Origin of the sequence: Polyangium mundeleinium (assembly GCF_028369105.1) — a bacterium.
Taxonomy (GTDB): domain Bacteria; phylum Myxococcota_A; class Polyangia; order Polyangiales; family Polyangiaceae; genus Polyangium; species Polyangium mundeleinium.
In genome coordinates this window covers 8,369,727-8,381,927 of sequence record NZ_JAQNDO010000001.1, presented here as the reverse complement: position 1 = coordinate 8,381,927, position 12,201 = coordinate 8,369,727, and the positions used below count along the sequence as shown (strand labels likewise).

The following is a 12,201-nucleotide window of genomic DNA, read 5'->3' as shown; positions in this document are numbered from 1 at the left end:
GGTTGCTTGGACCCGCGGGGGTTCGGGGCGCAGGACACCGAAGGTGATCCGAAGTCCCGAACGTCCACCAGAGCCCCGACGGCGCCTCTCCGTCGGGGCTCTTTTTTTGTCTTCAAACCCGCCCTCGCTTGACCCCTCTCGCTGTGCATGGCATGGCGCCGTTCCTTCCAACGAACGCCCATGCAAGTCACCGTCGAAAAGCTCTCCCCGGTCCTCGTCGAGCTCAAGGTCGAGATCCCTGCCGAGCAGGTTCGCACCGAGGTGGACAAGGCCTACGCCAACCTCCAGCGCTCCGCCCGCGTGAGGGGCTTCCGCCAAGGCAAGGCGCCGCGCCACGTGCTCGCCCACCTTTACTCGGGCAGCATCCACGCGGACGTCGCCCGCCGGCTGGTCGACACCACGCTGAACCGCGCCCTCGCGGCGCAGCAGGTGCAGCCGCTCTCGCAGCCTGACATCGCCCCCGTCGAGCTCCGCCCGGAGGAGTCGTTCTCCTACAAGGCACGCTTCGAGGTCCGCCCCGACATCGCCGAGGTGAAGTGGGAGGGCTTCGAGGTCAGCCGGCCGAAGACCGAGGTCACGGCCGACGCGATCGACGCCGAGGTCGCGCGCCTCCGCCGCGAGAACGCGACCCTCTCCGCGCCCGAGCCCGAGCGTCCCGCCAAGGCTGGCGACGTCGTGCGCATCGCCTTCACCCTTGACGTCGACGGCAAGGTCCGTGAGGGCAAGGAGCAGGAGATCGAGACCGAGATCGGCAGCGGCCAGGTCTTCAAGGAGATCGAGGACGTGCTCACCGGCATGAACGTCGGCGAGTCCAAGGACGCGACGGTGAGCTTCTCGGAGCGTCACACGAACGAGTCGCTCCGCGGCAAGACGGGCACGTTCCACGTCTCGCTGAAGGAGGTCCGCGAGCGGAACTTCCCCGAGGTCGACGACGAGTTCGCGAAGGACGTGGGCCACGAGAACCTCGAGGCCATGCGCACGGCGCTCTCGGCGAAGATCGAGAAGGAGCTCAAGCAGAAGGCGACCGACTCCGTCGCGGAGAAGCTCGTCTTCGAGCTCTGCAAGGCGAACCCGATCCCGGTGCCTCCCTCGCTCGTCGAGCAGCAGGCGCAGCTCACGGAACGCGAGCTCGTCACGGCGGCGCGCCGCCAGGGCCAGCGCCTCGAGATGACGCCCGAGCTTCGCGCGCGCGTGCATGCCGACGCCGAGACGAAGGTCCGCGCGGGCTTGCTCATGGCCGAGATCGCGAAGGCGAAGACGGTCCAGGTCACGCCGCAGGACATCGACAAGGGTTACGAGGAGCTCGCCGAGCAGACCGGCAAGAACGTCGCCAAGGTCAAGGCCGAGTACCGCGATCCGAAGAAGCAGGAGATGCTGATCGGCATGATCCTGGAGGACAAGATCCTCGACCTCATCGAGGCCGCCGCGAAGATCACGGAAACCTGAGAGCTCCGCACACGATCGCGGTCTCACGAGCGGGCGTGCTGGTGTCACCAGCACGCCCGTTTTCGTCTTCACGTCGCGCGACGTCTCTCCAGGCTTCCTTCCTTCTCCCAACGCGAACGAAATTCCCGCGCGGAAGCGCGAAAACGACTCACGCTCGGCCGTCGCATTTCTTCACACCGACCCCACGGTTCGGGCTTGCGAACGGCAGGCTTCTGGCTCACGACTAGGGCCTCCCGGCACCCTTTTGCCGAACCACAGCGGAGCCCTGGATGATCCGACGAGTCGAGACACGTAAGCAGGCGATGGAGTTCCTCGAGCGGGACCACGATGTGGTGGAACGCGACCGGGCGTCGGGCCTCACCACGCTCCGCGAGCAGGGCTACGTCCTGCCGACAGTCACCGAGGTGACCCATCGCGGCGAGCGCGAGTGGAACATCTTCAGCCGGCTGCTGAAGGACCGGATCGTCTTCATCGGAACCGAGATCGACGACTTCGTTGCGAACGCCGTCATCGCGCAGTTCCTCTTCCTCGAGAGCGAGGATCCGGACAAGGACATCCAGGTCTACATCAACAGCCCTGGCGGCATCGTGACGAGCGGCCTCGCGATGTACGACACGATGCAGTACGTCCGTTGCCCGGTCTCGACGATGTGCATCGGCCAGGCAGCGTCGATGGGCGCGGTGCTGCTCGCGGCGGGCCACAAGGGTCGCAGGTACGCGCTGCCGCACGCGCGCATGATGATCCATCAGCCCCTCGGCGGCGCGCGCGGCCAGGCGACGGACATCGAAATTCAGGCGCGTGAGATCAAGAAGATGAAAGAGACCTTGATCGACATCCTCGCCGACGCGACGAGCAAGAATCGCGAGGAGCTCGCCAAGGACATCGAGCGCGACTTCTATCTGAGCGCGCCGCAGGCCAAGGAGTACGGCCTGATCGACGAGGTCTTGCCGAAGCGCATCAAGGGCTCGCCCCAGGCGTTGTGAAGCAGGATCGCGACGCCTGCCCGCGAGGGGCGGGCGCGGGGCGGGGAGCACGCGGCCCGGGCTGTCTCGGAGCCGCGTGGATGGGGACGCGCCTTGGACGAAACCAATCCGTCCGTACGCGTCTTGCCGTGTCACAGGTGGGACTTGCGGTCAGATGAATGCGCCCCGAGGTGCGTGAAATGCACGCCTCGCGTCGTCCGGAGCCGTAGGGACGGGCGGCGACCGAGCGCGCGAAGCACGAGCGTTAACTTGCGGGTCACAGGGTAGGGGACTAGAATCCGCTCACGGCGATACGCTGGAAAAACGCGGATTTTCAGCATCGTTTTCGTCGTCGAGCGCCTCGGTGATCGCCTCTGCGGACATCGGGAACGCTCGAATGAAAAGGGCCCTCAGCCGTTACGGCACGAGGGCCGCGGCGAGGCGAGAGAGGCGAGAGGCGAAGTGGAGCGAAGGCGGGACGATCACTCGAACGGCAATCTGAGCTGCTCCTTTTGCGGCAAATCGCAGAAGGAAGTGAAGAAGCTCATCGCTGGGCCGACGGTGTACATTTGCGACGAGTGCATCGGGCTCTGCAACGACATCATCGCCGAGGAGGTCGAGAAGGACGAGCCGTACGCCGGCTCCGCCCCGATCCCGAAGCCGGCCGACATCAAGGCCATCCTCGACGAGTACGTGGTCGGGCAGCACCGAGCGAAGAAGGTCCTCTCGGTCGCGGTGCACAATCACTACAAGCGCATCGACAGCCGGGTGCACTCGGACGACGTCGAGCTGCAGAAGTCGAACATCCTTTTGCTCGGCCCGACCGGCTCCGGCAAGACGCTGCTCGCGCAGACGCTCGCGAAGATCATCAACGTGCCCTTCGCGATCGCCGACGCCACGACGTTGACCGAGGCGGGCTACGTCGGTGAGGACGTCGAGAACATCATCGTCCAGCTCTTGCAGAACGCCGATCACGATGTCGAGCGCGCGCAGCGCGGCATCGTCTACATCGACGAGATCGACAAGATCAGCCGCAAGAGCGACAACCCGAGCATCACGCGCGACGTCTCGGGCGAGGGCGTGCAGCAGGCGCTCCTGAAGATCATCGAGGGCACGATCGCGAATGTGCCTCCGAAGGGCGGCCGCAAGCACCCGCAGCAGGATTTCCTGCAGGTGGACACGACGAACATCCTGTTCATCTGCGGCGGCGCGTTTGTCGGGCTCGATCAGATCATCCAGCGCCGCGTCGGGCAGAACACGCTCGGGTTCGGCGCCGAGATCAGGTCGAAGAAGGAGTTCAAGCTGGGCGACCTGCTCTCGCAGGTTCAGCCCGAGGATCTCCTCAAGTTCGGCCTGATCCCTGAGTTCATCGGCCGTTTGCCCATCATCGCGACGCTGCACGAGCTGAACGAGGACGCGCTGATCGACATCCTCACGAAGCCGAAGAACAGCCTCGTGAAGCAGTACCAGAAGCTGCTCGAGATGGACGGCGTGAAGCTCAAGTTCACGAAGGGCGCGCTCACCGCGGTCGCGCGGCAGGCGCTCGACCGCAACAGCGGCGCGCGCGGCCTGCGGGCCATCCTCGAGGCGGCGATGCTCGACATCATGTACGACGTCCCCTCGCGCGCGGGCGTGAAAGAGGTCGTCGTCAGCGAGGACGTCATCCTCAAGCACGAAGCCCCGCTGATCGTTTACCAGAAAGAAGCGGAGCTCGCTTAGCGCCGGGGGAGGACGTCCTCCCCCAACTCCATTCCTCTTCCTCGCGTCGCCTCGCTCATCGTCACGAGCGAGCGATCACCCGTAGGCCCGTTTGCCCCGGCCCGCGCGCCGGGGCGAGAAAGACGTCGGATGTTCTTCAAGAACGACAGCGATCGCGGCAAGTCCGCCCCGGAGCGCGGGGTCGCACCCCTCCTGCCGCTCAGGGACATCATCGTCTTTCCCTATATGGTCTCGCAGCTCTTCGTCGGCCGCGAGCGCTCGATCGCCGCGCTCGACGAGGCGATGAACCGGGGCAAGGAGATCTTCCTCGCGGCGCAACGCAACGCGAAGACGAACGATCCGACGGCCGAGGACATCTTCGCCGTCGGCTCCGTCGGCGTGATCATGCAGCTCCTCCGCCTGCCCGACGGCACGGTGAAGGTGCTCATCGAGGGCAAGCGCCGGGCGAAGATCAAGAAGTTCGTCCAGTCGGACGCCTTCTTCCTCGTCGAGTACGAGGAGATCCCCGAGAAGGCCGCGTCGAGCGTCGAGGTCGAGGCGCTCATGCGGAGCGTGCAGAGCACCTTCGAGGTCTACGTAAAGCTCAACAAGAAGATCCAGCCCGAGGTGTTGATGGCCGTGCAGGCCATCGACGACGCCTCGCGCCTCGCCGACGCCATCGTCGCGAACCTGCCGACCATCAAGCTCGCCGATCGCCAGAGCCTGCTCGAGACGGACGATCCGAAGCAGCGGCTCGAGCGCCTCATCGAGCTGATGCAGGCCGAGATCGAGATCCTTCAGGTAGAGAAGAAGATCCGCTCCCGCGTCAAGAAGCAGATGGAGAAGACGCAGAAGGAGTACTACCTGAACGAGCAGATGCAGGCCATCCAGAAGGAGCTGGGCGGCGGCGAGCGCGACGAGTTCAAGAACGAGATCCAAGAGATCGAAGAAGCTTTGAAGACCAAGCGGATGAGCAAAGAAGCCACCGCGAAGGTCAAGAAAGAGCTGAAGAAGCTCAAGATGATGCACCCGACGAGCGCGGAAGCGACCGTCGTGCGCAACTACATCGACTGGATCCTCGACCTGCCCTGGTACGAGAAGAGCGAGGAGCGCTTCGACCTCGTCGAGGCCGAGAAGATCCTCGACGAGGACCACTACGGCCTGCGCAAGATCAAGGAGCGCATCCTCGAGTACCTCGCGGTCCAGGCGCTTACGAAGAAGCTCAAGGGCCCGGTGCTCTGCTTCGTCGGTCCTCCCGGCGTCGGCAAGACGAGCCTCGCGAAGAGCATCGCGCGCGCCACGGGGCGCAGGTTCGTCCGCCTCTCGCTCGGCGGCGTCCGCGACGAGGCCGAGATTCGCGGTCACCGCCGCACGTACATCGGGGCGCTGCCGGGCAAGCTCATCCAGAGCCTCAAGAAGGCCGGGACGAACAACCCTGTCTTCCTGCTCGACGAGGTCGACAAGATGTCGACCGACTTCCGCGGCGACCCCGCGGCGGCGCTTCTCGAGGTCCTCGATCCCGAGCAGAACCACGCGTTCAACGATCACTACCTCGACCTCGATTACGACCTCTCCGACGTGATGTTCATCACGACGGCGAACACCCTCGGCGGCATCCCGGTGCCGCTGCAGGACCGCATGGAGATCATCCAGCTCTCCGGCTACACCGAGTTCGAGAAGCTCAACATCTCGCTGAAGTACCTCATCCCGCGGCAGCGCAAGGAGTGCGGCCTCGAGGACGTGACCATGGACTTCAGCGAGGGCGCGGTCCGGACGATCATCCACCACTACACGAAGGAGAGCGGCGTGCGCTCCCTCGAGCGCGAGATCGCCAGCGTCTGCCGGAAGGTCGCGCGCAAGGTGGTGAACGAGGGGAAGGAAAAACCCATCGAGGTCAGCGCGAAGAGCATCCCGAAGTTCCTCGGCGTGCCGAAGTTCCGGCTCGGTAGGCGCGCCGAGAAGGACGAGGTCGGCCTCGTGAACGGCCTCGCGGTGACCAGCGTCGGCGGTGATCTTCTGCCCGCCGAGGCCGTGGTCCTGCCCGGCAAGGGCAAGCTCGTGGTGACGGGCCTGATCGAGAAGGGCATGGAGGAGAGCGCGCAGGCCGCGATGAGCTACGTGCGCTCGCACCTCGAACGTCTCGGGCTGTCGAGCGACGCGTACCAGAAGGCGGACGTGCACGTGCACTTCCCTGACTTCGTGCGCAAGGACGGGCCGAGCGCGGGCGTGACGATGGTGACGGCCGTGTGCAGCGCGCTCATGAAGGTCCCTGTTCGCCAGGACCTCGCGATGACGGGCGAGGTCACGCTGCGGGGCCGCGTGCTCGCGATCGGCGGGCTCAAGGAGAAGCTGCTCGCGGCGCACCGGAGCGGCATCTCGACGGTCGTCCTGCCCAAGGAGAACCGCAAGGATCTGCGCGACGTCCCGCGCCGCGTGCTCCGCGCGCTGCGGCTCGTGCTCGTCGATCACGTCGACGACGTCCTGCGCGAGGCGCTCATCGTGAAGGACCCCGAGGCGACGTTCGGCCCGCCGCACGCCCGCCTGGAGTACCGCGACGGCGAGCTCGTCACGCCGAACGGGTCGACGACTCCGTCCATGCCGTCCCTGCCGTCCGATTCGCCCGCAGAACAGCCGGGCGCCTAGGCCAGGTCTCCTCCCTCCACGTTTCCTCTCGTCTCCCTGCTGGCAAGGATCGCCGCGGCGCGCTAGTCGCTCGCCGCCATGATCCGACGAGCCCTCATCTCGGTCTACGACAAGGCGGGACTCCTTCCGTTCGCGCGCGCGCTCGTGGCGCGGGGCGTGGAGATCCTCTCGACCGGCGGCACGCTCAAAGCGCTCGCAGACGCGGGGCTGGCCGTCACCAGCGTGGAGTCCTTCACGGGCTCGCCCGAGGTGATGGGCGGGCGCGTGAAGACGCTCCACCCGCGCGTGCACGGCGGCATCCTCATGCGCGGCGATATCGATCAAGCCGATCTCGAGCGCCTCGGCGGCGCCCCGATCGACCTCGTCGCCGTGAATCTCTACCCCTTCACGCAGACCGTCGCGAAGCCGGGCGTGCTCCTCGCAGAGGTCATCGAGCAGATCGACATCGGCGGGCCCGCGATGGTGCGCAGCGCCGCGAAGAACCACGGGCGCGTCGCCGTCGTGTGTGATCCGGCCGATTACGAGGCGGTGCTCGCCGAGATCGAGGCGAGCGGCGGCGAGGTGTCGGCCGCGACGCGACGCAAGCTCGCGGCCAAGGCGTTCGCGCACACGGCCGCGTACGACGGCGCGGTGTCGGCATACCTGTCGTCGCTCGGGGATCCGGATCCGGCCGAGGAGAAGGCGCAGCCGAAGCGCGATGCGTATCCGCGGTACCTGACGCTCACGTTCGAACGGGCGTACGGCCTCAGGTACGGCGAAAACCCGCATCAATCGGGCGCGTTTTATCGCGAGCGCGTGGCGCCCGAGGGCTCGCTCTCGCTCGCCGACGCGCTCGGCGCTGGCGGCAAGGAGCTCTCGTTCAACAACCTCGTCGACGTCGACGCCGCGCTCGAAGCGGTGCGCGAGCACGAGCGGCCCGCGGCCGTCGTGGTGAAACACGCGAACCCCTCGGGCGTGGCCGTGGCCGATGCGATCGAGCGCGCGTATCGGCTCGCGCGGGATGCCGATGCCCTCAGCGCCTTCGGTGGGATCGTCGCGTTGAACCGGCCCGTCGATCGCGCGACGGCCGAGGCGCTCGCCGAGACGTTCCTCGAGTGCGTCGTGGCGCCTTCGTTCGCGGACGACGCGCTCCCGGTTCTCCGCGCGAAGAAGAACCTGCGCTTGCTCGCCACGCGTGTGCTCCTGCCGGCCGAGCTCGACGAGCTCACCTGGAAGCGCGTGGGCGGCGGCCTCGTCGTGCAGGGGCGCGACGCGACCGCGCGCGGCGAGGTCGAGAAGGCGCGGGTCGTCTCGAAGCGCGCGCCGACGCCGGAGGAGCTCGCGGCGCTCGACCTCGCGTGGAAGGTCTGCAAGCACGTGAAGTCGAACGCCATCGTGCTCGCCAAGGAGGGCCGCACGGTGGGCGTGGGCGCGGGGCAGATGTCGCGCGTCGAGAGCGTGCGCATCGCCTGCCGCAAGGCCGACGTTGAGGCCCGCGGCGCCGTGCTCGCCTCCGACGCGTTTTTCCCGTTCCCGGATGGCGTCGAGCTCGCCCTCGAAGCGGGCGTCACCGCCTTCGTGCAGCCGGGCGGGAGCGTGAAGGACGCTGACGTGATCGCGGCCGCCGACAAGGCAGGCGCTGCGATGATCTTCACGGGCGTCCGGCATTTCCGGCACTGATCGCGGCGTCTCCCGCCCTGCCCGCCGCGCCGCCCGCGCCTCGCCAAACGCCCTGGTCTCGGCCCCTCGTAGTGTCCTTTCGCACCGCCGATGGATCCAGCCTCACGGATCCTGGCAAAAAAAACGCACACAAAAATTTGGCTCCCCCGATCTAGCTGTGCTGTTGGTGGCTGACAGCGTCGCGGCGGGGCGCCGCGGCGAGCTTCAAGGAGCGTGGCGGTGGCCGGGATCAGGGAGTCGTGCAGCGTTTGCGGGTCGGATTTCGACGTCCAGTTCCGCTACCAGATGGAGGAGCGGGACGGCGGGTTCTCGTTCTACTGCTCCCAGAAGTGCCTGGAGAAGAGCCAGCTCGGCGGCGAAGGGCAGGGGGACAAGCTCGCGACGTGTGATGCCTGCGCGAAGCGGTTCCAGCCCGAGCTCGCTTCGCAGGTGATGTATCTCGGGGGCCGTCGCACCTACGCGTGCTCGATGCCCTGCCGGACCCAGCTCCAGCGGGAAGCGAGCGGCGTGCGGCTCGGCGAGATTGCCGCCGAGGTCACGCCGCAGGCCGTCGCGCCCTCGCCGCCGCCGCAGGCGGTGCCGCGGGCCGTGGCGACGCGTGCGTCGGGCCCGTCGAGCGCCACGACGCCGCCGAAGCGCGCTTCCTCGTCGACCTCGCCGGCCGTGGCCGTGCCCGTGGTGCCGCAGGTCGCGAACAAGCGGACGACTCCGGCGGCGCAGGCCTCGCAGGCGACGCCCGCCGCGCCCGAGGCGCCGAAGGAGCCGGCCGCAGACGCGTCCGTGCCGCGGTACCTCGCCGTGTTCAACCACAAGGGTGGCACGGGCAAGACGACGACGGCCGTGAGCGTCGCCGCCGGCCTCGCGTCGCGCGGCAAGAAGGTCCTGCTCGTCGACACGGACGCGCAGGGCAACGTGTCCGTCTCGCTCGGCGCGAACGTCGAGCGCTCGCTTTACCACGTCCTCGTGATGGGCCTCCGGGTCGCGGACGCGACGCGTGTCGTTCGTCCGAACCTGGACCTTTTGGGCTCCAACGAGACGCTCGCCGCCGCGGAGCTCTACCTCGCGGGCCGGCAGAACCGCGACCGCGTGCTCTGCGAGCGCCTGAGCGCCGCCGCCGCGGGCTACGACTATGTGGTGCTCGACTGCTCGCCGAGCCTGTCCTTGATGAACCAGAACGCGCTCGTCTTCGCCGACAGCGTGCTCGTGCCCGTCGCTTGTGACTACCTCTCCCTCGTCGGCGTGCGTCAGGTCATCAAGACCGTGAAGAACGTGAACGCGCTCCTCCACCACCCGGTGCAGATCTGGGGCGTGCTCCCCACGTTCTTCGATTCGCGCGCGAAAATCTGCCGCGAGGCCGTCACCACGCTGAAGCAGCACTTCGGCGACCGGTGCCTGCCCCCGGTGCGCGCTGCGATCAAGGTGAAGGAAGCGCCGGCGCAGGGGCAAACGATCTTCGAGTACGCCGCCGGCACGCCTGCCGCGGAGGACTACGGCGTCGTCGTGGACCGCATCATCCAGAGCCGAGAAGGCGCGGCGAAGGGCGCGAAGGACACGAAGGACACGAAGCCCGCGCGAACCGCCGCAGCGACCGCTTAGGAGAGGACGATGAAGCACGAGGGCGAATTCTCCGAGGCCGCGCACGCGCTCCTCGATCGCGACGAGGTCGAAGGGGTCCTCTCCGGGGCGTTTTACACGCCCGCGGGGAAGCCGAGCGCGCGGGCGCAGAAGCCCGCCGCGGAGCGCCCGACGCATTACAAGGTCATCTGCATCTCGATGTACACGGACGACCTCGAGCGCCTGGACGAGATGGTCGAGGCCTTGAAGGCGCGCGGCTTGACCAAGGCGAGCCGCAGCGCGCTCATCCGTCACGCGCTCGAGCAGGTCGATCTGGAAAAGGTCCCGAAGGGGATCTGATCCGTCCGCGGCTCGGCGCTTGCACCGCGCCGGGGCGATGTCGAACGCGCCCATCAAGCCACCCCCCCGGGATCTCGGCGAAGTCCCTGCGACGCCAACGATCGACGAGCAAATGCCGCCGTCCGGCGTGCGGAAGATGCTCGACGCCTTCGAGGAGCGTGACCTCTCGCGCATCCGATGGAGCTCGGTGCTCGCCGGCCTCTTCCTCGCGCTCGGCACGCTCGTGCTCCTCGGGCTGCTCGGGTTCGCGACCGGCGTGTCCGTCCTCGATCCGGGCGGCCGCGCGTCGCTCGAGCGCCTCGGGGCGGGCATGGCCTTGTGGATGGCCTTCGCCTCGCTCGTCGCGCTCTTCGTGGGCAGCTACGCGGCGGCCAAGCTCGGCGGCGCGATTCGCCGCGGAGACGGTGCGCTCGCGGGCGTGCTCACCTGGGCCGTCTCGCTCGCGCTCCTCGTGTTCGTCGTCGGGAACGGTGCGCCGCCGTTGTTCGGCACGGAGGAGTTCGGCCGTCCAGCCGGCCTCGAGCCGACCATCACCTTCGCGCAGCGGACGACCGAGCCCTTCACCCAGTCCTTCCGTTTCGATCGGGGCGAGCTCGTCCGCGCGGCGTGGCTCAGCTTCGCCGGCGCCGTGATCACGCTGCTCGCGGCGACGTTCGGCGGGGCGCTCGGCGCCGTGGGGCGCCGTCGCGGCAGCGCGCTCCCGCCGGCGCCTCGGCCTTCGTCGGGGGATCAGATCCCGATGTACTGATCCGTTGGTGCAGGAGCGGAAGCCGCGACTTCTTCCAGGCTCGCCCAGAACTCTCCGAGATCCGGCGGCAGTGGCGCCTCCACGCGGAGCCTGCGCCCCTCGTCCGCCGGGTGATCGAGCTCCAGCACGGCCGCGTGCAGCGCGTGCCGATCGAGCTCGAGCGTCTCGCGGTCCTCGTCCGTGAGCAGGCCGTCCGCTCCGCGCCCGAAGAGCTCATCATCCGGCCCGTACAGTTTGTCCCCGACGACCGGCGTCCCGCGCGACGCGAGGTGCACGCGGATCTGGTGCTGCCGGCCGGTCTCCAGCGTGCAGCGCACGAGCGCGTAGATCCGCCCCGTCGCGGGGTTTCTCCGCCGTCCGAGCACCGCGCAACGCGTGGCCGAGGGCAAACCCTCGCCGGGCTGCGCGACGCGCATCTTCACGCCGTAGCGGCTCGTCGGATCGAGCTCGAGCGGCGCCTCCACGCGGAAGGCGTCCTCTTCGTCCGCGCCCCAGGTGATCGCCAGGTACTCCTTGTGCACGCTGCGCTCTTGCGCGCCGGGGCGCGTCGCGCCGCGGGCGAACTGCCATTTCACGTGCCTGTCCGCTTCGCTCGTCCGCGCGAGCAAGAGGACCCCGCTCGTCTCCCGGTCGAGCCGGTGCGAGAGCATGAGCCGCTCGCCCTCGCGGGCGTTTTCGAGCAGTTTGACCACGGTGCTCTGGTGGTACCGCGCCGTGGGATGCACGGGGATCCCGGCGGGTTTGTCGACCGCGAGCAGGTGCGCGTCCTCGTGCAGGATGCGCAGCGTGACGTCGGGCGCCTTCTCGTCCCACGGCGGACGCCAGAGCAGGATGAGCTGCTCGGGCTGCACGCGGTCATTGCCGCGCAGGCGGCGCGCATCCGGGGCGTAGGCGCCGAGCGCGATGATCTTCTGGGCGCGGGTCCGGCTCGTCCGCCTGAGCTGCGATTGCACGAACCGGTCGAGCCGCATGCCCTTCGCCTCCGGGGGCACGCGGAGGATGGAGACGACGGACCCCTCGGGCACCTCGTCCGGGCGTACGACCTTCATCCCTCGCCCGAAAGGGCCTTCCGTGGCGCCGAGCTCGTGCGCGCTGATGCGCGTCATGGTCGCCATCCTAGCCTGGCTGCCG

Annotated in this window: 9 protein-coding genes; 8 read left to right on the top strand and 1 reads right to left on the bottom strand. The window is 68.0% G+C overall.

All coding sequences use genetic code 11. The features are described from left to right. The first annotated feature begins 180 nt into the window (after positions 1–180). The 8 genes from tig to POL67_RS33255 all read left to right on the top strand — a co-directional run bounded on the left by tig (position 181) and on the right by POL67_RS33255 (position 11,070). Positions 181–1,446: a trigger factor gene (gene tig, locus POL67_RS33290; protein WP_271924576.1), complete on the top strand. Its 1,266-nt coding sequence runs from the start codon at positions 181–183 to the stop codon at positions 1,444–1,446. Positions 1,447–1,715: 269 nt separating this feature from the next. Beyond that, positions 1,716–2,429 carry an ATP-dependent Clp protease proteolytic subunit gene (locus POL67_RS33285; RefSeq protein WP_271924574.1) on the top strand — a complete coding sequence of 238 codons (714 nt, stop codon included), beginning with the start codon at positions 1,716–1,718 and terminating at the stop codon, positions 2,427–2,429. A gap of 441 nt (positions 2,430–2,870) precedes the next feature. Beyond that, the gene (gene clpX / locus POL67_RS33280; protein ID WP_271924572.1) at positions 2,871–4,127 is read left to right on the top strand and encodes an ATP-dependent Clp protease ATP-binding subunit ClpX; all 1,257 of its coding nucleotides are present in this window, start codon (positions 2,871–2,873) and stop codon (positions 4,125–4,127) included. A gap of 129 nt (positions 4,128–4,256) precedes the next feature. Then, entirely contained in the window at positions 4,257–6,749 is a 2,493-nt protein-coding gene (gene lon / locus POL67_RS33275; protein WP_271924570.1) for an endopeptidase La, read from the top strand. 78 nt (positions 6,750–6,827) lie between these two features. Next, a complete protein-coding gene (gene purH, locus POL67_RS33270) occupies positions 6,828–8,408 on the top strand; it encodes a bifunctional phosphoribosylaminoimidazolecarboxamide formyltransferase/IMP cyclohydrolase (RefSeq protein ID WP_271924568.1) in 1,581 nt (526 codons plus the stop codon). A 219-nt stretch (positions 8,409–8,627) separates the two neighbouring features. Next, entirely contained in the window at positions 8,628–10,004 is a 1,377-nt protein-coding gene (locus POL67_RS33265; RefSeq protein WP_271924566.1) for a ParA family protein, read from the top strand. Between the two features lie 9 nt (positions 10,005–10,013). Then, positions 10,014–10,322: a ribbon-helix-helix domain-containing protein gene (locus POL67_RS33260; protein WP_136968859.1), complete on the top strand. Its 309-nt coding sequence runs from the start codon at positions 10,014–10,016 to the stop codon at positions 10,320–10,322. A 37-nt stretch (positions 10,323–10,359) separates the two neighbouring features. Continuing rightward, entirely contained in the window at positions 10,360–11,070 is a 711-nt protein-coding gene (locus POL67_RS33255) for a hypothetical protein (protein WP_271924563.1), read from the top strand. On the opposite strand, the gene POL67_RS33250 is transcribed toward POL67_RS33255, so the two are convergent. Further along, on the bottom strand, positions 11,052–12,176 hold the full coding sequence (locus tag POL67_RS33250) for an RluA family pseudouridine synthase (protein WP_271924561.1): 1,125 nt from the start codon (positions 12,174–12,176) through the stop codon (positions 11,052–11,054). The genes POL67_RS33255 and POL67_RS33250 overlap by 19 nt on opposite strands. Positions 12,177–12,201 lie beyond the last annotated feature (25 nt).